The sequence below is a fragment of the Tistlia consotensis USBA 355 genome, from assembly GCF_900177295.1.
GTDB lineage: Bacteria > Pseudomonadota > Alphaproteobacteria > Kiloniellales > DSM-21159 > Tistlia > Tistlia consotensis.
This window is the reverse complement of sequence record NZ_FWZX01000007.1, coordinates 93867-114251: the sequence shown is the minus strand read 5'-3', so window position 1 is coordinate 114251 and position 20385 is coordinate 93867. Positions and strand designations below refer to the sequence as shown.

The following is a 20385-nucleotide window of genomic DNA, read 5'->3' as shown; positions in this document are numbered from 1 at the left end:
AGGCCATGCACTCGGTTCTGGGAAGCGGCATCGGGGTGTTCATCGGGCTGACCCTGGTGCTGTTCGGATTCACCGCCTTCATGACCGGCCAGGCGATCGCCCGGACCTGGCGCCGCTGGTGGCAGGCGCTGCCCTACGGCCTGCTGCTGTCGATTGCCGACCGCTTCCTGACCTACGCGCTGTTCGACGAGCCGCTGCTGCACTTCACCGGCTGGCTGATCCAGTACCTCTACATCGTGGCGGTCATCCTGGTCGTCTACCGCGTGACGCAGGCACGCAAGATGGTCGTGCAGTACCCCTGGCTCTACGAGCCGGCCGGGCTGTTCGGCTGGCGCGAGAAGCGGGAAGGCTAGCCAATCGGGCCGCAGCGCGTCGGTGGCTGCGCTTGGCCCTGCGATCCACGCGATGGTAGATTGTCGGCCATCGCATCGGTCCCGTGACGACCAAGGGCCCGGCCGTCGCGGCAGTACCTAGAGGGCCCAAGCAGGGAGTAGACAGGATCATGAAGAAACTCGCGTTGGCCCTGGCCGCCGCGGCGGCGCTCACCGCCGGCAGCTACGGCGCGGCGAAGGCGGAGGTGAAGATCGCGACGGTCGGCCCGATCACCGGTCAGTACGCCGCCTTCGGCGAGCAGATGAAGCGTGGCCTGGAAATGGCCGTGAAGGACCTGAACGCCGCCGGCGGCGTCAACGGCGAGAAGGTCGTCGGCATCGCCGAGGACGACGCCTGCGATCCGAAGCAGGCCGTCGCGGCGGCAAACAAGCTGGTCGGCGAGGGCGTGAAGTTCGTCGACGGGCACTTCTGCTCGGGCTCGTCGATCCCGGCTTCGGCGGTCTATGCCGAAGAGGACATCCTGATGATCTCGCCGGCCTCGACCAACCCGGCCTTCACCGAAGAGGCGGCGAAGAAGGGCTGGACCAACGTCGCCCGCGTCTGCGGCCGTGACGATGCCCAGGGCGTCGTCGCCGGCAACTACCTGGCCGACCACTACAAGGACGGCGAGATCGCGATCCTCCAGGACAAGACCGCCTATGGTAAGGGCCTGGCCGACGAGACCAAGAAGCAGCTCAACAAGCGCGGCGTGAAGGAAGGCATGTACGAGGCCTACACCGCCGGCGAGAAGGACTACTCGGCGCTGGTCTCGAAGATGAAGTCCGCGGGCATCAAGGCGATCTACGTCGGCGGCTACCACACCGAAGCCGGCCTGATCATCCGCCAGGCCAAGGAGCAGGGCTACGACCCGCAGCTGGTCTCCGGCGACGCCCTGGTCACCGACGAGTTCTGGAAGATCACCGGCGACGCCGGCCAGGGCACGATCATGACCTTCGCGCCCGACCCGCGTAAGTTCGCCTCGGCCAAGAAGATCGTCGAGAAGTTCCGCGCCGAGGGCTACGAGCCGGAAGGCTACACGCTCTACACCTACGCCGCCGCTCAGGTCTGGGCGGAGGCGGCCAAGCGCGCCAAGTCCTTCGACACCGAGAAGCTGGCCAAGCAGATCCATGGCGGCACCTTCGACACGGTGATCGGCACGATCACCCTGGACGACAAGGGCGACATCAAGGATCCGAAGTACGTCTGGTACATCTGGAAGAACGGCACCTACGGCGAGATGTAGGTGGCCCGGGCGGACGGCGCTGCCGTCCGCCCCGCAGCTTTCGGCAAGCGGCCCGGCGAGCTGGCTCTCGCCGGGCCGTTCCGCTTAGGGACCGGTCTCGGGGGCGGCGGAGCCCGACGGCCCGGCGGCGCCCCTGGCAAAGCAGAACGGCCCGGCACGTCGCCGTGCCGGGCCGTTTCGTCGCAGGCTCTCGCTCCTGTGGTCCGGCCGGTCAGCCGCTCTTCTTGCGGCGGCCGCCCTTCTTGATCGCTCCGGCATTGGCCGTGCCGAGGCCGATCTTGCGCGCGAACTCCGAGCGTTGCTTGGCGTAGTTCGGCGCGACCATCGGATAGTCTGCCGGAAGTCCCCATTTCGCCCGGTATTCTTCGGGCGTCATGTTGTAGGCGGCTCGCAGATGACGCTTCAGGGTCTTCAGCTTGCGCCCGTCTTCCAGGCAGATCAGGTACTCGGGGGTGATCGAGCGGCGTACGGGAACCGCCGGTGTCGGCTTTTCCTCCGGCGTTTCCGCTGTAGAGCCGTCCAGACTCTTCAGCGCCGCATGAACAGATGCGATGATCGAAGGAACGTCCGCGCTCGGCACCGGGTTGTTCTTCAGGTAGGCGACCACGACATCGGCGGTCAGTGCCAGGAGACCATCGTCGTTCTTCGCTTCGTCTGGCCTGTCGTCCATAAATCCCCTGCCCAGTGTGTTAATATTGTGAGAAGCAGAGAGAACGATAATCGAAGCATCGTCGAAATGAAACAAAAAAACAGGCTCTTTGACTTGCCAGAGATTTGAACGCTCGGCCCGGAACGTCGGCAAAACTTGCAGGATCGTGTTCCTTGACCTAGCTCGCGGGAAACGGCAAGGAAAGGTTGTGCCGACAGTCGCCGCCGCGAACCCTGGTGTTCAGCTTTTGCGCGACGGCGACATATGGTAGCGTCCTCAACCCTTGCAACGTGACTGGTCTTGATCGCCTCCATGAACCCGAATGTCGTGGCCGTGGCTTCCGACCATGCCGGCTTCGCCCTGAAGACGCTGCTGGCGGACGAGTTGAGGGCACTGGGCTATCAGGTGCTGGATCTGGGCACCGACTCGGGCGAGTCGGTGGACTATCCCGACTTCGGCCGGGCCCTGGCCGAGACCATCGCCGCGGGGCGGGCCGAGCGCGGCCTGGTCGTCTGCGGCACCGGCATCGGCATCTCGATCGCGGCGAATCGCAATCCCGCGGTGCGTGCCGCGCTCTGTCACGACACGACCTCGGCCAGGCTGTGCCGGGAGCACAACGACGCCAACGTCCTGGCCCTCGGCGCCCGGCTGATCGGCGACGAGGTCGCGAAGGACTGCCTGCGCGTGTTCCTGGGCACGGCCTTCGCCGGGGGCCGGCACCAGCGCCGGGTCGACAAGCTCGGCGCAGCCGTTTAGGTCCTCCGCCGTCCGCATTCCGCACCGCGTCGCGGCCAGCCGTCCGCCTGCGACGCAGCAGCAAGAGGAAAGCCGTCACCATGACCGCAGATGCCGCCGCCCCGACGCCCGCGACCGGGTTCTTCACCGCGCCGCTCGCCGAGACCGACCCCGCCCTGGCCGAGGCGGTCCTCGGCGAGCTGCACCGGCAGCAGGACCAGATCGAGCTGATCGCCTCCGAGAACATCGTCTCGCGCGCCGTGCTCGAGGCGCAGGGCTCGGTGCTGACCAACAAGTACGCCGAGGGCTATCCGGGCCGGCGCTACTACGGCGGTTGCGAGCACGTCGACGTCGTCGAGCAGCTCGCCATCGACCGCGCCAAGCAGCTGTTCGGCTGCGGCTTCGCCAACGTCCAGCCGCACTCGGGCGCGCAGGCCAACCAGACCGTGATGCTGGCGCTGCTGGAGCCCGGCGACACCATCATGGGCCTGTCGCTCTCGGCCGGCGGCCACCTGACCCACGGCGCCGCGCCGAACCTCTCGGGCAAGTGGTTCAAGGCGGTGCAGTACGGCGTGCGCCGCCAGGACGGCCGCATGGACCTGGACGAGATCGAGGCGATGGCCAGGGAGCACAAGCCGAAGCTGATCATCACCGGCGGCTCGGCCTATCCGCGCCAGATCGATTTCGCCCGCTTCCGTCAGATCGCCGATTCGGTCGGCGCGATCTTCATGGTCGACATGGCGCACTTCGCCGGCCTGGTCGCCGGCGGCGTGCATCCGAGCCCGCTGCCCCACGCCCACGTGGTCACGACGACGACCCACAAGACCCTGCGCGGCGCGCGCGGCGGCATGGTGCTGACCAACGACGAGGCGATCGCCAAGAAGATCAACTCGGCCGCCTTCCCGGGCCTGCAGGGCGGGCCGCTGATGCACGCCATCGCCGGCAAGGCGGCCGCCTTCGGCGAGGCGCTGAAGCCGGAGTTCAAGGACTATGCGCGGCGCATCGTCGAGAACGCCAAGGTGCTGGCCGAGACGCTCAAGCTCGGCGGCGTCGACATCGTCTCGGACGGCACCGACACCCACGTCGTGCTGGTCGATCTGCGCCCCAAGGGCCTGACCGGCAACGTCACCGAGAAGAGCCTCGATCGCGCCGGCATCACCTGCAACAAGAATGGCGTGCCCTTCGACCCCGAGAAGCCGACCGTGACCTCGGGCGTGCGGCTCGGCACGCCGGCCGGGACGACCCGCGGCTTCGGCGTCGAGGAGTTCCGGGAGATCGCGAAGATGATCATCGAGGTGCTCGACGGCCTGGCGGCCAACCCGGAGGACAACGGCGCGGTCGAGCGGCGGGTGCGGGAGCGGGTGCAGGGACTGTGCCGGCGCTTCCCGATCTATCCGGATCCGGTCGCCTAGGGCCGCCGGAGGGGAACAGCAGGCGACGGTCAGGGGGAATACCGAGAGATGCGCTGCCCATTCTGTGGCTTCGCCGACACACAGGTGAAGGATTCGCGGCCGACGGAGGACAACTCGGCGATCCGCCGGCGCCGGCAGTGCCCGCGCTGTGCCGCGCGCTTCACCACCTTCGAGAGAGTGCAGCTGCGCGAGCTGACCATCGTCAAGTCCGACGGCAGCCGCGAGCCCTTCGACCGCGAGAAGCTGTTCCGCTCGATGTCGATCGCGCTGCGCAAGCGGCCGGTCGAGCGCGACCGGCTGGAGCAGATCGTCAACCAGATCACCCGGCGGCTGGAGAGCTCGGGCGAGAGCGAGATCCGCAGCAAGGTGATCGGCGAGATGGTCATGGACACGCTGCGCGACATCGACAAGGTCGCCTTCGTGCGCTTCGCCTCGGTCTACAGGGACTTCCACGAGGTCGAGGACTTCGAGAAGATCATCGGGGACCTCGGCGGCGAGCTCGACGAGGGCCTCGGCAGCGGCCGCGACTGACCCGGGGGCACCTCCCTCTGCGCCCTGCGGTTCCCGGGCGGCAAGAAATCATGTCGCATTCCAAAGAAATTGGGCGGCGAATTCTTGCCGTGCCGGTTCGGTGCACAAGAGATCGGCCACTTGAATCTTGCACTGCGCGCATCGCGGGCGGCCGGGTCGCCCCTGTCGATCCAACTGAGACGGCAAGTCGAGCGGTTGCCCGGGGGCACTCATGGCGGCCCGCGGGAAGGTCTCTCCGGCGCTGCCACCGGTCGCCCTTGCGACCTCGGCTTTCGGTCGGGAAAACCGCAGTTCCGACAGCAACGGCGGCGCGGGACCCGCCGCTCGTGCAGGTCGGCCAGCAGAGCCTCGGGCAGAGCGTGTTCCGGGAGAATCCGAATCAGGTCAGCCCGCAGTGAGCGCCGAAGGAGGCGATGCGCGCATCGCGGGTATCCGTAGGCGCGACCCGAATATCGTAGGATTGATCGGTTCGTGCGCGAGCGAATTCTTGAGATTCCTTCGCCGCGGACGGCAGGCTTCTGCTTTCGTCGCCCGACAGCCGAATTTTCCCCGTTCGCTTGTTCCTTTAGGGTGTGCTCTGCTATATAGAAATCCAGATAGTTGCGGCCCTTTGCCCGGGCTGCCGTGCCTTGCGGGGATCTTACGATGGCAAAGCGTTATGCGGTGGCATTCGCGTTTGGGGCGATCGCGGCCTTGGCGACGACCCCGGGCTGGGCGCAGGAATCCGGCCAGGTCGCTCCGGGGGCGGTGCAACTCGGCCAGGCGACCGACACCGCGGGACAGGAACTGCCCGACGATGCGACGTTGCTGGCCGACGTGCTGGCGGCGCTGCCGGCGGGGGTGACCCTGGAGACCGCGACCGACGACCAGATCGCGGCTGCGGTGCAGAACGTGACGGCGACGCTGAGCACGCCGGGCACCGGGACGACCCCGGGCGCGCCGGCAATCGACATTGGGACCATCACGTCCCAGGTGCTTTCGGTCGTCTCGGTGACGCTCGACTCGATCGGCCGCTCGACCTCGGCGAACAACGTGAGCACGCAGGTGGTCAATACCCTGCCGCCGCAGGTCCGAGCCCAGGTCCAGCAGCAGGTCGCCAGCTCGCGCGGCAACCCGACGCCGAGCCAGATCGCGGCGGTCGGCGGGTTCATCTCCGGAACCATCCAGCCGGCGGCGGGCCAGCAGCAACAGCAGCAGCAGGTCAACCTGCCGATCATTCAGCCCGGGCAGCAGAGCCTCGGGCAGAGCGTGTTCCAGGAGAATCCGAACCAGGTCAGCCCCAGCTGACGTCGCTGCGTCCCAAAGGGGGGGCGGCGGAGCGGGCGCAGGTTTCGGTGACAGGGTGAGTTCGAGGTTTCGGGGAGGCGAGATGGGCAAGGGAAGGTTACTGGTCGGCACGGCTGCGGCCTGCTTCGCTCTGGCCGCGGTGGCCTCTGCCGCCGCGGCGCAGGACGCGGTGTCCGTGCTCGATCGGCCCCGGCCCGAGTACGACCCGGTCGGCGGACGTGTGGGCAGCTTCTTCATCTATCCGAAGGCCGAGGTCGAGACCCGCTACGACACCAACATCTTCGCGACCCAGAACAACGCGAAGGACGACTTCATCGGCGTCTTCAGTCCCCAGATCTCGATCCAGTCCGACTGGACTCGCCATGCACTGAACGCCAGCGCCGGGGCCGAGATCGGTCGCTATGCGGACTTTTCCGGCGAGGACTACGAAGACTTCTTCCTGAAGACCAACGGCCGGCTCGACGTGCTGCGCTCGACCACGATGTTCGGCGACGTGAACCTGTCGAAGCTCCACGAGGAGCGCGGCTCGCCGGACGACGTCAACGGCAAGACGCCGACCGAGTACTACGACCTGAACGGCGGCGTCAGCGGCGCCTATCAGGTCTCGCGCATCGCGCTGTTCGGCAACGCCCGCTACCAGTACCTGGACTACAACGACGTCCAGACCTCGGCCGGCACGACGATCAACAACGACGATCGCGACCGCGGCGTCGCGACCACCGGCGCGCGGGTGGGCTACGAGATCATCCCGAACTATCTCGCCTTCGTCAGCGGCGAGTACAACAACCGGGACTACGTCACCAGCGTCGACGACAGCGGACTCAACCGCGATTCGCAGGGCTACGACATCTCGGTCGGCACCCAGTTCCGGCTGAGCGGCATCACCCGCGGCGAGGTCTCGGCCGGCTGGCAGCAGCAGTTCTACAAGGACTCGCAGCTGAACGACATCAGCGGCTTCTCCTTCAAGCTCGGCGTGACCTGGTTCGCTTCCGAGCTGACGACCGTAGACTTCTCCGGTGCGCGGACGATCGAGGAGACGACGATCGTCGGAGCCTCGGGCTATCTCAACTCGAGCATCCGGGTCGACGTCGCGCACGAGCTGCGGCGCAATATCATCCTGACGGGCGGTGCCGGCTTCGCCGACAATGACTACCAGGGCATCGACCGGACCGATTACCTGTTCGACGGCTCGATCGGCGCCAAGTACCTGATCAATCGGAACTTCTACGTCGGCGCCAACTACGAGTTCACGATGCGCAACACCAATGTCGACGGATCCGACTACAAGCGGAGCGTCGTCATGTTGCGGGGCGGGGTGCAGTTCTGAGTGCTGGGGGGCCAAGCCGGGTCGATAGGGCGAGGGTGATGGTGCGGCTGCGGCTGGTTCTTTGTGCGGTGTTGTTGGCTCTGGCGCTACTGCCCGGTCGGGGCTCGGCTCAGTCGAGTGGCCCGGCAGGCGCACCGCAGGCGGTCTACCGCCTCGATACCGGCGACAAGCTGCGCGTCACGGTGTTCGACGAAGAGGATCTCTCCGGCGAGTTCGAGGTCAATTCGACCGGTGTGATCTCGCTGCCGCTGATCGGCGAGGTGAAGGCGGAGGGGCGGACCCTCTCGGAGCTCGAGCAGGCGATCGTCGCCAAGCTCCTCAACGGCTACCTGAAGAACCCTCGGGTCAGTATCGAGGTGCTCAACTACCGGCCGTTCTACATACTCGGCGAAGTGAACAACCCCGGCAGCTATCCCTACGTGTCCGGCATGACCGTGCTGAACGCGGTGGCGCTGGCCGGCGGCTACACCTATCGGGCGCGCAAGGATCGGATCCTGATTCAGCGCAACGGTGCCGACAAGGACAGTGCGACCGTGGTCGGTGAACGCGCGGCCGTGCTGCCGGGCGACATCATCACGGTCGACGAGCGCTTCTTCTAGCAGAGGTATGTCGGTCCGCCGCCCTGGGGGCGGTGCGGAACAACGTGACAGTTGCCGTTGCGGGAGACCGCGGGCGGCGGCGGGCGAGGATGAGAGCGGCGATGGATGCGGCGACCCCCCTGACGCGGCGGCACGAGCCGGACGAGTCGCACGGCTACGGCGTGCCGATGGGCGAGAACGAGCTCAATCTCGGCGAGCTGCTCCGCACGCTCTGGCGGCGCCGGTGGATCGTCGTCGGCACGATGCTGCTGCTGACCGGGCTGACGGTCCTCGTCGTCGTACAGTTGACGCCGCGCTACGTCGCGACGACGCGGGTGATGATCGATGCGCGCCAGCAGCGTGTCGTGAACATCGAGAACGTCGTTTCGGGCGTCAATCCCGATGCCGCGATGGTCGAGAGCGAGGTCGAAGTGCTGACCTCGCGGACCCTGGCTTCGCGGGTCGTCGATGAGCTCAAGCTCGACGAGGACCCGGAGTTCAACCCGAAGCTGAAGCCGGCTGACTCCGTCTGGTCCTCGCTGCGGCCGTCGGCTTGGCTGCCCCAGTCCTGGCTCGCGCTGCTTTCGCCCGCGGACAGGCAGAAGCAGCCGCTCGGCGCCGTGGACCAGAAGGACCTCGACCGGGCGGCGGTCATCGACGCCTTCCTGTCCCGCCTGACCGTCAAGCCGGTCGGCCGATCCTTCGTCATGGACATCTCCTTCGTCTCCCAGGATCCCTTCAAGGCGGCCCGCATCGCCAACAAGGTGGCCGATCTCTACCTGGTCAGTCAGCTGGAGGCGAAGTTCGAGGCGACGGCGCGGGCCAACGCCTGGCTGAGCGACCGCCTGAAGACGCTGCGCGAGCAGGTCGAGGCCTCGGAGCGGGCCGTCGTCGCCTATCGCAAGAAGTACAACATCGCCGACACCGAGAAGAACGACGTCTCGAGCCAGCAGGTCTCGGAGCTCAACACGCAGCTGACCATGGCCCGGGCCGATCGGGCGGCGGCCGAGGCGCGGCTGTCGCAGGTCCGCGACCTGGTCAACCGCGGCGGTGCCGACTCGGCGGCGCAGGTGCTGCAATCCGCGCTCATCCAGAACCTGCGCGGCCAGGAGGCCGAGCTGCAGCGCAAGCTGTCGGAGCTGCTCACGCGCTATGGCGAGCGCCATCCGCGCATCGTCAACGCGCGTGCCGAGATCGCCGATCTGCGCAACTCGATCGCCCGCGAGGTCAGGAAGATCGTCCAGAACCTCGAGAACGAGGTCGAGGTCGCCAAGGCGCGGGAGAACGCGCTGCAGAAGGACCTCCAGGGCCTCAAGGCCGAATCCAACGACAGCCGCTCGGCGGAGATCGGCCTCTCCCAGCTGCAGCGCGAGGCCGAGGCGAACCGCACGCTCTACGAGACCTTCCTGAACCGCTTCAAGGAGACCAGCGAGCAGCAGGACATCCAGCAGCCCGATGCCCGCGTGATCTCCCGGGCCGACGTGCCGCTCGCCCCGTCCTATCCGCGCAAGACGCTGATCGTCGGCCTCGCCTTCGGAGCCTCCCTGTTGCTCGGCATTGCCTTGGTCGTCCTGGTCGAGAGGCTCGACAACGGCTTCCGCACCGGCGAGCAGATCCGTTTGGCCGCCGGGCTCGCGACCTTGGCCCTGGTGCCCACTCAGGGCGGGGGGCGGCGCCGCGCGCGGCCGGACCGGGTGCTGATCGACAAGCCGGCCTCGCAGTTCGCGGAATCGATGCGCACCCTGCTGGCCGGCGTGCTGCTCTCGGATATCGACGAACCGCCACGTTCGGTGCTCGTGACCTCATCCGTGCCCGGCGAGGGCAAGACGGTGACGTCGCTGTCGCTGGCACGGGTCGCGGCGCTCGGCGGCAAGCGGACCCTGCTGGTCGATTGCGACGTGCGGCGGCCGACCATGAGCAAGCTGGTGCATCCCGTCGACGCCGATCCCAGGCAGAGCCTGCCCGGGCTGACCGACGTGCTGACCGATCGGGCGAAGCTGCACGAGGCGGTCTTCGTCGACCCGGCGACCGGCCTCCATGTCCTGCTCTCGGGCAGCCGGGTGCCGAACCCCCAGGACCTGCTGCAGTCGAAGACCTTCGGGCGCATCCTCGAGCAGCTGGTCGAGGCCTATGAGCTGGTCGTGCTGGACTCGGCGCCGGTGCTGGCGGTCGCCGATCCGCTGATCCTCGGCGCTCTGGCCGATCGCACGGTCTTTGTCACCCAGTGGGAGAAGACGCCCCGCCAGGTCGCCCTGGCGGCCTTGCGCCAGCTGGTCCAGGCGAAGGCGCATCTGGCCGGCGTGGTGCTCAGCCAGGTCAATGTGCGCCGCCATTCCAAGTACGGCTTCGGAGACTACGGCTACTACTATGGCCGCTATCGCGAATACTATCAGGAGTAGCCGGGAGGCAAGGCGACAACGGCGGCCGGATGCCGCCGGGATCCTCTTCGCCGCCGGCCTCGGTCTCTTGATCGTCGGCCTGGCCGTGCCGAGGACGGTCGGCCACCTGCTGGCGCTGCCGGGCGATCCGATCGCCGATGCCATCCGGATCGACGGGCCGGTCGACGCCGTCGAGCTCGACCGCCTGGTCGAGAGCCGGCGGGCCGCGCTGGCCTGGATCGGCGAGGCGGCCCTCTGGCAGGAGCTGGGCTCCGCCCACTACCTGCGCGCCCAGGCCCTGCCGCTGGATGAGGCCCAGGCCCGGCTCGGTGAGCTGGCGGCTGCCCGCGACGCCCTGACGCGCGCCCTCGAGGCGCGGCCGCTCGACAGCCATGGCTGGATGCGCCTGGCCCTGGTCGAGCTGCTGCTGCTCCATCGCGATGCGGCGGCGCGGGCCCTGGAGACCTCGATCGAGTCGGCACCCGCGCAACGCGACCAGCTCGATGGCCGCATCCGCCTGGGCCTGCTGCTCTGGGACCGCCTGTCGGACGCGGGCCACGACCTTTGGCAGCAGCAGGTCAGGCTGCGCTGGCGCAGCGACGGTGCGGCCACGGGCCAGCTGATCAAGCGGCTGCGCAACGTTCCGCGATTCCGAGCGGCCCTGGCGAGCGAGCCCGGCGGCGATGCCTGGATGGACGCGCTGGTCGCCTCGCCGGCCTTCCGGCAGCCCTGAGTCGGCTGGTCAGCCCGGCAGGTCGCCGCCGTCGCGCTCCGGCTCGGCGAGATCGCCCCGGCGCCAGGCCTGGGTGCTGCCGAGGCCGAGCAGGAAGGCGTAGGCCACCGAGACTGCCGGGATCTGCAGGCTGAAGTCGATCAGGGCGTGGCTGCCGACCAGCAGGGTCGCGGCCACCGCGATCGCCGGATAGAGCCCGTCGCGGCGGCGGCGGAACACGCCGCGCAGGCAGTGCAGCGCCGCCAGCAGGATCGGCAGCGTGAGCAGCGCGGCGCCCGGTATGCCGAGTTCCAGGGCGTTCTCGAGATAGCTTTCGTGCGCCTTGCCCCAGTTCCCGGTCAGCTCGATCGGCTGGAACAGCTTGAACACCAGGTCGAACGAGCCGAGGCCGGCGCCGAGCAGCGGTGCCGTCTCGATCGCCCGTGCGGTTACGGCGTAGGCGTCGCCGCGTGCGACCAGGGAGCCGCCGGCGTCGCCGAGGCGGGCGCCGGTCTTCTCGCCGCTGACCAGGAAAAGCGCGATGGCGCCGGCGCCGATCAGCAGGGCGATGGAGCGCAGGCCGATTGTGCCGCGCCGCTGCCCGCCGGACAGCAGCAGCAGGCCCGCCATCCCGGCGACCGTTGCCGCGAGTCCGCCGCGCGAGCCGGTCAGCAGCAGCGCCGTCGCGACCACGGCGAGCAGCAGCAGCAGGATGCCGTGGCCGCTCAGCATTTCGATCGATCGCTTGACGCGCAGCCTGAGGCCGGGCGCGAACTCCAGGGCGCGCTGCCAGGCCTCGAGCAGCAGGGCCGTCGCGCAGAGCAGGCCCAGGCCGAGGTAGGTCGCGAAGGAGTTGCGGTTGACGAAGGGACCGGTCACCGAGTCGAGGTAGGCCCACTTGCGGAACCAGAGGATCGACTGGCTGCCGCTGAGCTGGGCGATCAGGCCGTAGAGCGCGTAGATCCCGACGCTGGCGACCAGGACCAGCAGCGCCGTCCTGGCCCGCTCGCGACCGCGGCAGAGCTGCAGCGCCAGCCAGAAGACGGCGGCGTAGCCGAACAGGCGCATCAGGCCGTCCCAGGCGGCCAGCGGCTCGACGCTGAGCGCGCCGTCGAGCGGGCGGTCGAGCGCGGCGCCGGCGATCGCCCAGGCCGGATGGTCGAGGTTCGCTGGCGTCCAGCCCGAGGCCTGGACGGCGGCCCAGCCGGTCGCCAGGACGAAGGGCAGCACGACCGGCCAGCAGCGCCGCAGGGCGACCGGTGCCGGCGCCCGGCGAAAGGCGGCCGCGACCGCCCAGGCGGCCAGCAGGACCCCGGACAAGAGGGCCAGCAGGCTCCACGACCAGGGCCGGTTGCTGGCGAAGGGCAGGGGCGCGTAGGCGACCAGGGCGAGCAGGGCCCAGAAGAGAATCCGTTCGGTCATCGGCGTCCTGCCACCCCGCGCTGCAGCCCCGTCCCTTGTTCCACAGGCGGGCCGGGGCGGCAAGGGCAGGCCCGCCCGCTCATCCCAGGCGGCGTTCGAGCGCGCCGGCGAGGCGAGCGGCATCGAGCAGGAAATCGGCGCGCCAGGCGTCGGGCTGGCCGGGCTGGACCAGGGGGCCTTCGCCGACCAGGTAGGCGTAGTCCAGGCCGCAGAGGCAGGCCAGGTGCCAGTAGAGCGCGGAGACGTAGCCGGGCGCGAACAGCTCGACGACCCGGGCGCCGGGCGCGCAGAAGGCGAGGTTGGCCAGGGCGGCGCCATGGGGCGCGACGATCAGTTCGGCGCCGGCGAAGAGCCTGGCCTGCTCGACGACGCTGCGGCCTTCGAGCGGCAGCGCCGTGAAGCCGAGCGGCGCCAGGCGCGCCAGCACCTCGGCCTCGTTCAGCAGGCGGCGGTAGCGCCCGCGGTTGCGTGTGATGAACAGGCGCCGGGGAGCGCCGGGGGCCGGCGCGCCGGTGTCGGTGGGCAGGATCGCGCGGCGCAGCAGCTCGACGGCCCAGGGCGTCGGCGCCTGGATCCGCGTCGGCTGCAGCAGGCGGTCCGGCGCCAGGTGGCGGTCGGGTCCGGCGGCCAGGATGCGCTCCTCGCCGACTCCGAGCAGGGCGAGGGTCTCGCGCTGGAACGGCTGGGCCCACCGCGCGTAGATCCGGTCCGCGGGCAGCCCGGCCTCCTCGAGCAGGCGCAGGCGGGGCAGGGCCTCGAACAGCCAATGGTAGTAGTTGTCGGCGCTCGGCGTCGCGAGCGAGAACAGCGTGCCCTCGACCCGGCGCGGCGGCGGCAGGCGCAGGCTGGCGAACAGGCTGTGCTCGCCGGCGCGGCGGCCGATCTCCTGCGACAGGTCGCCGATCAGGCCGTCGTCGCCGGCGATCACCGCGCCCTCGGCGCCGACCAGCCGGCAGTTCCGGAGCGACAGCAGCGAGGTCGCCTCGAAGCGCGCCGCCGGCTGCCGCTCGAACTTCCAGTGCGGCCGGCCGCCGGCCAGGTCCCGGGGCTCCGCGCAAGGCCGCTCGCCGCCGGGCAGGGTGCAGAGCACCTCTGCGCCGGCCGCCGGCTCGCGCCAGGAGGGATGCAGCCGCCTGGGCGGGCCGAAGGTCCGCGAATCGCCGGGCACCCGCGCCCAGGCCCGGCGCAGGACGGCATGGACGCGACCGGAAAGGTCCTTCGCCTGGCCGTGGAAGCGCGGCGGTATCAGCCTGACGGCCAGCGCCTTCAGAGTCATGGTCGGCCCGGTTTCCCCTGCCATGGTTGGGCGCCGCGGATCATTGCCGATCGCGGCGGCGCGGGCCAGGGCCGGTTGCAGTCGGCCGGCCCTGGCACCTTTGTTTCGGGCGACCGATGTTCTAGCCTGGGCCGGAAGCGGCCTGGCTGGCCAGCCAGGCGAGGGGGAGCGCTCCATGTATCGACAGGTCCGGGCCGTGGTTCGTTCTCCGGGATTCCGGGCGAAGCCGTTGCGCACCCTCGTCCTCGCGGCCTCCTGGCTGGTCGTCTGCTTCCTGCTGCGCCGTCCGGTCACGATCCGCGTCGCGCCCTACGATTTCCGGCTGCGCCTGCCGCCGCTGTTCGGCCACCAGGGCTCGACCTGGATCTACGTCCAGCGCGAGTACTACGAGCCCCTGCTGCTCGGGCTCGGGACCTTCGTCCGCCCCGGTGGCGTGTTCATCGACGGTGGCGCCAACCAGGGCATCTTCACCTGCGCCGCGGCGCGGCTCTGTGGGCCCGAAGGACGGGTCGTCGCGATCGAGCCGCAGAGCTACGCCCGCGCCGCCCTGGAGCAGAACATCCGGCTCAACGGCTTCCGCAGCGTCGCGATCGTGCCGAAGGCGCTGTTCGACAGCGAGGGCACGGCGCTGCTCGACCGCTCCGCCAGCGCGGTCTCGGCCAGCATCGTGCGCCGCTTCGGCGAGCGCGAGACCGAGACCGTCGAGACGACGACCCTCGACCGGCTGGTCGAGGAACTGGCGCTGCCGCGGGTCGACGTGATCAAGCTCGACGTCGAGGGCGCGGAGTTGCCGGCGCTGCGCGGCGCGGCCCGGACGATCGCCGCCTGCCGCCCGATCCTGGTGCTGGAGAGCCTCGACCCCGAATCGGACGACTGGGCGGCGGCCACCGCGCTGCTGGCCGGCCAGGGCTACATGATGCATCTGCTCGACGAGGCGGGGCGGCTGCAGCCCTGCGCGCGCCTGGCGGCGGGTCACCCGAACGTCGTCTTCCTGCCGAGCGCCGAGACCGCCGGCGGGGCGACGGTCGCCGCGCCCGCCGTGGCCCGGGCCTGAGCGCGGCGCCAGGCGAGGAGTGGCCATGGACTTCGTCGCCCGCAGCTACGAGCGCCACGCCGAGGAGATGCGGCGCGACAGCGGCCTGGTGCATCCGGTCATCGTGCGGCCCGACAGCATCGAGGCCTGGCGGCAGTTCCGGCTCTACGAGCCGCTGCGCCCGCTGCTCGCCTTCTGGCCGCAGGCGCACTGGCTGACGATCGGCGACGTCGGCAACGACGCCTTCTGCCTGAAGCGGCTCGGCGCCGCCGAGGTCACCGCCACCTGCCTGGCCGACGACATGCTGCGCGCCCAGGCGGAGCGCGGCCACCTGCCGGGTGTCGCGATCCGCCCGCTCAACGCCGAAGCCATGGACCTGCCCGACGGCTCCCTTGACCTCGTGCTCTGCAAGGAGACCTATCACCACCTGCCGCGCGCGCCGCTCGGCCTCTACGAGATGCTGAGGGTCGCGCGCCGCGCCGTGGTGCTGATCGAGCCGGCCGAGCCGCGCGGCTGGCGGCCGCTCGACAAGCTGCGCGCCCTGGTCAAGCGGGTGCTGCGCGGCACCGCGGGCTGGGAGAACGAGTTCGAGCCGGTCGGCAACTTCATCTTCCGGCTGTCCGAGCGCGAGGTCTTCAAGGCGGCGACGGCGCTGCAGCTCGGCCACGTCGCCTTCGCCCACACCAACGACTTCTCCTGGTCGCCGCTCAACCCGAGGCCGCGCTCCGACCGCCTGGCCTTCGGCCTGGCCCGGCTCGGCATCGCCTGCCAGGGCCTGCTCTCGGCTCTTCACCTGATGAACTGGGGCCTGGTCTACGCCGTGGTGTTCAAGGAGCCGCTGGAGCCGGGGCAGGTCGAGGCGCTGACCCGCGCCGGGTTCCGGGTGGTCGCGCTGCCGCGCAATCCCTATCTGGAGCGCCGCCAGGGGTGAGGCCTCAGCCCTCCGGATCGTAGCGGTAGCGGGCCCGGCGGCGGTCGACGAGGCGCTCGAACAGCGGCACCGCTCCCGGCAGCGCGCGCAGGGCGCGCGACCGCCAGGGGACCCGCCCGAGCCGGTCCGGCCCGTCGTCGCCGACGTCGCAGGTCTCGCAGACGCCGCCCTTCGGCCCCGGCGCCAGCAGCCCCGCGCGCGCCGGGGCGAGATCGCGGTAGAAGTCGAACAGGCCGTAGCCGGGCTGCGACAGGTCACCGATCACCGCCTCGGCCTGCTGCGGCGCGTCGGAGCGGACGTGGCAGCACAGCACGCCCTTGCCGTTCCAGTCGACGACGACGTGGCGCACCGGCGCGAAGCAGGCGGCGCGCCGGCGGTAGCTCCGGCGCTTCGGGATGTCCATCAGCCCGCCGCGGGTCCACATCGTCTCGACCGAGAAGTTCGGCACGCCCATGGTGATCTTCATGACGCTGCCGGTGACCCGGTAGTCGCGCTGGCCGATCTCCTCCAGGCCGAGGCCGGTGCGCTTGCCGAAGCGGCGCAGGCCGTCGGCCATCGCCTCGGGATCGCCCTCGCGCCCGTCCGGCAGGTAGAGGTCCAGGAACAGGCGGTCGACCCCGGCGGCCTCGAGCGCGGCGATGCTCTCGGGGTTCAGATAGTCGCCGTTGCTGGTCAGGGCGATCTGCGCGTTCGGCAGGGCGGCGCGGGCCTTGGCCAGGCGCGGGTAGAGCGAGTCGTGCGCCAGCGGCTCGTGGTAGCGCGACCACATCAGCACCTGGCGGTAGTCGATGCTGGCCAGGTCGGCGACGATCCGCTCGAACAGGGCGTCGGACATCAGGTGGTTGGCGCTGCGCCGGTCCAGAAAGACGTTGGGGCAGAACCAGCAGGTCCGGTTGCAGTAGCTGTGGTTCTCGATCTCAACCAGGTCGACGTAGCGCGAGAACAGGCGCTTCACGGCCTCCCGCTCGGCCCGGCCGTCGAACAGCTCGGGCGGCAGCAGGTTGGCCGAGACGGCCTTGGTCAGGCGTGCGAGTGTCCCCAAGGACCGGCCTCCCAGCCGGAAGCGTCGAAGCGGGCCGCGCCGGGCGGTCGGCACGGGATCGAGGAACGTTCCGCGGCGTCTGCCGCCGGATCTCCCGGTGCGGCGCACCATAGCCGACGCGACGGCTTCTGTTAAATAGGGCGGCGCCGGCAGGAGCGCGGGCGCGAAGACAGGAGGCCTGGTGCCGACGATGGGGCCCGAGCGGCGGCTGAGGATCGCCTACGTCTGCGAATACTTCCGTGACTGGGGCTCCGGCCACGACGTCAGCAGCCACGCCCGCGTCGCCCACCTGGCCAGCCGGCACGAGGTGACGCTCTATGCGGCGCGGGTCGACGCCGCCTGCCTGCCGGCCGGAGTCTCGGTGCGCCGGCTGCCCTGCCTGCCGTCGCGGTTGCTCGCCGCGCAGTTCCTGAGCGCCCGGCTGTCGTGGAGCCTGTGCCGCCGGCTCGGCCGCCTGGCCGGGCGCTACGACCTGATCTACTCCTCCTCGCCGCTGTGGGGGGGCGAGGACCTGGCCGACGTGCACTTCTGCTCGGCTGCCTGGCTGCGGCGCATGGCCGGCGAGGAGGCCGAGGCCGCGGGGCTGCTGCCGCGCCTGAAGCGCCTGCACGCCCGCCTGGCCCACGGCATCGCCGCCGTGCTGGAACGGGCCGCCTTCGGCCGCGTGCGCGTGCGCGGCCGGCCGTTGCTGCTGCCGGTCTCCCGCGGCATCGCCGAGACGCTGGCGGCCGAGTTCGCGCTGTCGCCGGCGGCCATGGAGGTGCTGCCCAACAGCGTCGACCTGGCCCGCTTCCGCCCAGGCCAGGAGCCGGCACTGCGCGCCCGGCTCTGCGCCGAGGCCGGCTGGGACGAGCCGGGCTTCCTGCTGCTGTTCGTCGGCGGCGGCTGGTTCCGCAAGCGCCTGGCGCTCGCGGTGCGGGCCCTGGCCCTGCTGCCGCCGCAGGTCAGGCTGGTCGTCGTCGGCGCCGGCGACGCGGCGGCCATGCGTGACCTGGCCGACGGGCTTGGCGTCGGCGGGCGCCTCCACTTCGCCGGGCCGCGCAGCGACGTCGAGCGCTTCTATCGCCTGGCCGACCTCTTCGTCTTTCCCTCGGCCTTCGAGACCTTCGGGATCGTCACGCTCGAGGCGCTGGCCAGCGGCCTGCCCTGCCTGGTCTCGCGCTATCCCGGCGCCGAGGAACTGGTCGAGGAGGGCGTCGACGGCTGCTTCGTGGAGGACGCCGGGACCCTGGCCGAGCGGGTGCGCCGGCTGCTCGACGATCCGGCCCTGCGCGGCCGGATGGCCGCCTGCGCGCGCGACCGGGCGGCACGGTTCGGCGAGGCCGAGGTGCTGGCGCGGCTGTCCGCGCTGGTCGAAAGCCGGGCACGTACGATTCGTTAACAGGACGGGCGTTGGCACGGCGGAGCGCAGCGCCTAGCCTTGGCGCCGTCGAGCAATGCAGCGGGGGCGGCAGCGATGGCTGCGGTTGCGGAGGGCGCCGGCGGACCTTCGGCGCTGCCGGCCGGCGCGCCGCCGAAGGTCCTGGTCGTCGGCCACACCTACATGGTCCGGATGAACCAGCGGAAGCTGGAGGCGGTCTGGCGCGGCGGCCTCGCCGAGCCGGCCCTGCTGGCGCCGGCGCGCTTCGGGCCCAACGAGTGGGGCCGGGTCTTCGAGTTCGAGCCGCCGGCCTTCCCGATGCCCGCCTTCGCCGCCCCGGTCTTCTTCGGGCGGCGGGTCGGCGGATACTTCTATTCCTGGCACCGGCTGCGCCGGGCGATCCGCGCGGTCCGGCCGGACCTGCTGCACGTCGAGGCCGAGCCCTACAGCCTGGTCGCCCTGCAGTGCGCGCTGGCCGCCCGCCTCTGCGGCCTGCCGCTGAGCTTCTTCACCTGGGAGAACGTCGACCGGCGGCTCTCTCCGGCGCGTCGCCTGTCGCGGCGCTTCGTGCTGCGCAGCGCCCGGCTGGCCGTCGCGGGCAACGAGGCGGCGGCCGGCCTGCTGGCCGGCTACGGCTATCGCGGCGCGAGCGTCGTGCTGCCGCAGCTCGGCATCGAGGCCGCCGACTTCCCGCCGCGCGCCGCCGAGCCGGACGGCGAGGCGCTGCGTGTCGGCTTCGTCGGCCGCCTGATCCCCGAGAAGGGCGTCGACCTGCTGCTGCGTGCCGCCGCGCGCCTGGCTCGGGACGCTGCGACCGCGCGGTCGCTCCGGCTGGTGATCTGCGGCGGCGGCAGTGACGAGGCGCGGCTCAGGGCGCTGGCCGCCGAGCTGGGCATCGCGGGCCGGGTCGAGTGGCTGCCGGCGGTGCCGCACGAGGGCGTTGCCGAGGTGCTGGCCGGCCTGCACCTGCTGGTCCTGCCGTCGCGCTCCAGCCCGACCTGGCAGGAGCAGTTCGGCCACGTGCTGATCGAGGCGATGGCGGTCGGCGTGCCGGTCGTCGGCGCGCGCAGCGGCGCGATTCCCGAAGTGATCGGCCGCGACGACTGCCTGTTCGCCGAGGAGGACGATGCGGCCCTGGCTGCGCTGCTGGCGCGGGCGCGGGACGAGCCGGCCTGGCGCGAGGAGCTCGCGCGCCGCGGTGCGGAGCGCGTGAAAAAACTCTATACACATGATCGCGTCGCGGAGGCGCTGGCTCGGGCCTGGCGGGCCTGCCTGCACCAGGGAAGGCCGGTTGCGCTCGAGCCGGCGGCGGCGCGGATGGCGGGCGAGCGAGGGAGTGGGGGATGACGACGACCGAGCGCTTCGTCGAGCGGTACCATAGCGCACTGGGCCGGCCGGGCCTCGACGACCCGGCGCTGCGGCGCACGATCTTCGCGGCCCTGCGGCGGACGCTGGGGCCCTGGCTGCCGGACCGCAAGGACGGCCGGATCCTCGACGTCGCCTGCGGCGAAGGCCACTTCCTGAGCTTCCTGCGCGAGGCCGGCTACACGAAGCTGCGCGGCATCGACCTCTCCGACGAGAACGTCGGACTCTGCCACCAGGCCGGGCTCGACTTCGTGTCCAAGCAGGACGTCCTGAAGCTTGCCGAGTTCGAGCCGGGCCGGGACTTCGACTGCATCTTCGCGCTCGACATCCTGGAGCACCTGCCGAAGGCCAGGGTCGTCGAGTTCGTCGAGTCGCTGCGCGCACGCCTGGCGCCGGGCGGCACCCTGGTCCTCAGGACCCCGAACATGGCCTGCCTGTTCGGCCTCTTCCACCGCTACAACGATCCGACCCACGAGTTCGGCGTCACCGAGAACACCCTCGGGGACATCCTGGCGCTCGCGGGCTTCGCGCGTGACGGCATCGAGATCCGCGCCGAGTGGAACGCGACGACGCCGCTCGGGCGGGGCCGCGAGCTCTACCTCCGCCTGCTGCACCGCCTCGTCTATCTGGCGGAGGACTCCTCGCGCCCGCACATTGCGACCAAGAACCTGCTGGCGCGTGCCGCCAACCGTCGATGATGCCGCAGGGTGGTCCGGCCGTCGCCGCGGAGCC

Annotated in this window: 19 protein-coding genes; 15 read left to right on the top strand and 4 right to left on the bottom strand. The window is 70.5% G+C overall.

What is annotated here, in order from left to right; all coding sequences use genetic code 11:
* The first annotated feature begins 5 nt into the window (after positions 1-5).
* Both B9O00_RS11405 and B9O00_RS11400 read left to right on the top strand, forming a co-directional pair.
* Positions 6-353, top strand: coding sequence for a DUF6867 family protein (locus B9O00_RS11405; protein ID WP_085122798.1), 348 nt, complete (start codon positions 6-8; stop codon positions 351-353).
* 149 nt (positions 354-502) lie between these two features.
* Entirely contained in the window at positions 503-1615 is a 1113-nt protein-coding gene (locus B9O00_RS11400; protein WP_085122797.1) for a branched-chain amino acid ABC transporter substrate-binding protein, read from the top strand.
* 211 nt (positions 1616-1826) lie between these two features.
* Here the strand turns inward: B9O00_RS11400 and B9O00_RS11395 are convergent, their stop codons facing one another.
* Positions 1827-2285: a Ros/MucR family transcriptional regulator gene (locus B9O00_RS11395; RefSeq protein WP_085122796.1), complete on the bottom strand. Its 459-nt coding sequence runs from the start codon at positions 2283-2285 to the stop codon at positions 1827-1829.
* Between the two features lie 291 nt (positions 2286-2576).
* On the opposite strand from B9O00_RS11395, the gene rpiB reads away from it, so the two are divergent.
* The 8 genes from rpiB to B9O00_RS11355 all read left to right on the top strand — a co-directional run bounded on the left by rpiB (position 2577) and on the right by B9O00_RS11355 (position 11245).
* Positions 2577-3020, top strand: coding sequence for a ribose 5-phosphate isomerase B (gene rpiB / locus B9O00_RS11390; RefSeq protein ID WP_085122795.1), 444 nt, complete (start codon positions 2577-2579; stop codon positions 3018-3020).
* Between the two features lie 80 nt (positions 3021-3100).
* Positions 3101-4411 (top strand): serine hydroxymethyltransferase, encoded by a 1311-nt coding sequence (gene glyA, locus B9O00_RS11385; RefSeq protein WP_085122794.1) that lies wholly within the window; start codon positions 3101-3103, stop codon positions 4409-4411.
* Positions 4412-4459: 48 nt separating this feature from the next.
* Positions 4460-4942 (top strand): transcriptional regulator NrdR, encoded by a 483-nt coding sequence (gene nrdR / locus B9O00_RS11380; RefSeq protein ID WP_085122793.1) that lies wholly within the window; start codon positions 4460-4462, stop codon positions 4940-4942.
* 645 nt (positions 4943-5587) lie between these two features.
* Complete coding sequence (locus B9O00_RS11375) at positions 5588-6229, top strand: hypothetical protein (protein ID WP_085122792.1); 642 nt, start codon at positions 5588-5590, stop codon at positions 6227-6229.
* 82 nt (positions 6230-6311) lie between these two features.
* On the top strand, positions 6312-7556 hold the full coding sequence (locus B9O00_RS11370) for an outer membrane beta-barrel protein (protein ID WP_085122791.1): 1245 nt from the start codon (positions 6312-6314) through the stop codon (positions 7554-7556).
* A gap of 38 nt (positions 7557-7594) precedes the next feature.
* Positions 7595-8155: a polysaccharide biosynthesis/export family protein gene (locus B9O00_RS11365; protein WP_085122790.1), complete on the top strand. Its 561-nt coding sequence runs from the start codon at positions 7595-7597 to the stop codon at positions 8153-8155.
* A 101-nt stretch (positions 8156-8256) separates the two neighbouring features.
* Entirely contained in the window at positions 8257-10533 is a 2277-nt protein-coding gene (locus B9O00_RS11360; protein ID WP_159460191.1) for a GumC family protein, read from the top strand.
* Positions 10534-10600: 67 nt separating this feature from the next.
* Positions 10601-11245: a hypothetical protein gene (locus B9O00_RS11355; protein WP_085122788.1), complete on the top strand. Its 645-nt coding sequence runs from the start codon at positions 10601-10603 to the stop codon at positions 11243-11245.
* 9 nt (positions 11246-11254) lie between these two features.
* Here B9O00_RS11355 and B9O00_RS11350 read toward each other — a convergent pair whose 3' ends face one another.
* Complete coding sequence (locus B9O00_RS11350) at positions 11255-12646, bottom strand: O-antigen ligase family protein (protein WP_085122787.1); 1392 nt, start codon at positions 12644-12646, stop codon at positions 11255-11257.
* 79 nt (positions 12647-12725) lie between these two features.
* Positions 12726-13922 (bottom strand): glycosyltransferase family 61 protein, encoded by a 1197-nt coding sequence (locus tag B9O00_RS11345; RefSeq protein ID WP_159460190.1) that lies wholly within the window; start codon positions 13920-13922, stop codon positions 12726-12728.
* Positions 13923-14151: 229 nt separating this feature from the next.
* Between B9O00_RS11345 and B9O00_RS11340 the strand changes: the two genes are divergently transcribed.
* Both B9O00_RS11340 and B9O00_RS11335 read left to right on the top strand, forming a co-directional pair.
* On the top strand, positions 14152-14976 hold the full coding sequence (locus B9O00_RS11340) for an FkbM family methyltransferase (RefSeq protein WP_159460189.1): 825 nt from the start codon (positions 14152-14154) through the stop codon (positions 14974-14976).
* A gap of 25 nt (positions 14977-15001) precedes the next feature.
* Positions 15002-15886 carry a class I SAM-dependent methyltransferase gene (locus B9O00_RS11335; RefSeq protein ID WP_085122785.1) on the top strand — a complete coding sequence of 295 codons (885 nt, stop codon included), beginning with the start codon at positions 15002-15004 and terminating at the stop codon, positions 15884-15886.
* 4 nt (positions 15887-15890) lie between these two features.
* On the opposite strand, the gene B9O00_RS11330 is transcribed toward B9O00_RS11335, so the two are convergent.
* The gene (locus B9O00_RS11330) at positions 15891-16928 is read right to left on the bottom strand and encodes a radical SAM protein (protein WP_159460188.1); all 1038 of its coding nucleotides are present in this window, start codon (positions 16926-16928) and stop codon (positions 15891-15893) included.
* A 190-nt stretch (positions 16929-17118) separates the two neighbouring features.
* Between B9O00_RS11330 and B9O00_RS11325 the strand changes: the two genes are divergently transcribed.
* From B9O00_RS11325 to B9O00_RS11315, 3 genes are all read left to right on the top strand, one after another.
* Entirely contained in the window at positions 17119-18309 is a 1191-nt protein-coding gene (locus B9O00_RS11325) for a glycosyltransferase family 4 protein (RefSeq protein ID WP_085122783.1), read from the top strand.
* A gap of 75 nt (positions 18310-18384) precedes the next feature.
* Positions 18385-19635, top strand: a complete 1251-nt coding sequence (locus tag B9O00_RS11320; RefSeq protein WP_085122782.1) for a glycosyltransferase — start codon at positions 18385-18387, stop codon at positions 19633-19635.
* Entirely contained in the window at positions 19632-20351 is a 720-nt protein-coding gene (locus tag B9O00_RS11315; RefSeq protein ID WP_085122781.1) for a class I SAM-dependent methyltransferase, read from the top strand. The genes B9O00_RS11320 and B9O00_RS11315 overlap by 4 nt, the downstream gene beginning before the upstream one ends.
* Positions 20352-20385: the final 34 nt, after the last annotated feature.

What these genes read in the sequence shown, in the direction of transcription:
- B9O00_RS11405 (WP_085122798.1), top strand. Translation starts at nt 6, where the DNA reads ATGCACTCGGTTCTGGGAAGCGGCATCGGGGTGTTCATCGGGCTGACC.
- B9O00_RS11400 (WP_085122797.1), top strand. Translation starts at nt 503, where the DNA reads ATGAAGAAACTCGCGTTGGCCCTGGCCGCCGCGGCGGCGCTCACCGCC.
- B9O00_RS11395 (WP_085122796.1), bottom strand. Translation starts at nt 2,285, where the DNA reads ATGGACGACAGGCCAGACGAAGCGAAGAACGACGATGGTCTCCTGGCA.
- rpiB (WP_085122795.1), top strand. Translation starts at nt 2,577, where the DNA reads ATGAACCCGAATGTCGTGGCCGTGGCTTCCGACCATGCCGGCTTCGCC.
- glyA (WP_085122794.1), top strand. Translation starts at nt 3,101, where the DNA reads ATGACCGCAGATGCCGCCGCCCCGACGCCCGCGACCGGGTTCTTCACC.
- nrdR (WP_085122793.1), top strand. Translation starts at nt 4,460, where the DNA reads ATGCGCTGCCCATTCTGTGGCTTCGCCGACACACAGGTGAAGGATTCG.
- B9O00_RS11375 (WP_085122792.1), top strand. Translation starts at nt 5,588, where the DNA reads ATGGCAAAGCGTTATGCGGTGGCATTCGCGTTTGGGGCGATCGCGGCC.
- B9O00_RS11370 (WP_085122791.1), top strand. Translation starts at nt 6,312, where the DNA reads ATGGGCAAGGGAAGGTTACTGGTCGGCACGGCTGCGGCCTGCTTCGCT.
- B9O00_RS11365 (WP_085122790.1), top strand. Translation starts at nt 7,595, where the DNA reads ATGGTGCGGCTGCGGCTGGTTCTTTGTGCGGTGTTGTTGGCTCTGGCG.
- B9O00_RS11360 (WP_159460191.1), top strand. Translation starts at nt 8,257, where the DNA reads ATGGATGCGGCGACCCCCCTGACGCGGCGGCACGAGCCGGACGAGTCG.
- B9O00_RS11350 (WP_085122787.1), bottom strand. Translation starts at nt 12,646, where the DNA reads ATGACCGAACGGATTCTCTTCTGGGCCCTGCTCGCCCTGGTCGCCTAC.
- B9O00_RS11345 (WP_159460190.1), bottom strand. Translation starts at nt 13,922, where the DNA reads ATGACTCTGAAGGCGCTGGCCGTCAGGCTGATACCGCCGCGCTTCCAC.
- B9O00_RS11335 (WP_085122785.1), top strand. Translation starts at nt 15,002, where the DNA reads ATGGACTTCGTCGCCCGCAGCTACGAGCGCCACGCCGAGGAGATGCGG.
- B9O00_RS11325 (WP_085122783.1), top strand. Translation starts at nt 17,119, where the DNA reads ATGGGGCCCGAGCGGCGGCTGAGGATCGCCTACGTCTGCGAATACTTC.
- B9O00_RS11320 (WP_085122782.1), top strand. Translation starts at nt 18,385, where the DNA reads ATGGCTGCGGTTGCGGAGGGCGCCGGCGGACCTTCGGCGCTGCCGGCC.
- B9O00_RS11315 (WP_085122781.1), top strand. Translation starts at nt 19,632, where the DNA reads ATGACGACGACCGAGCGCTTCGTCGAGCGGTACCATAGCGCACTGGGC.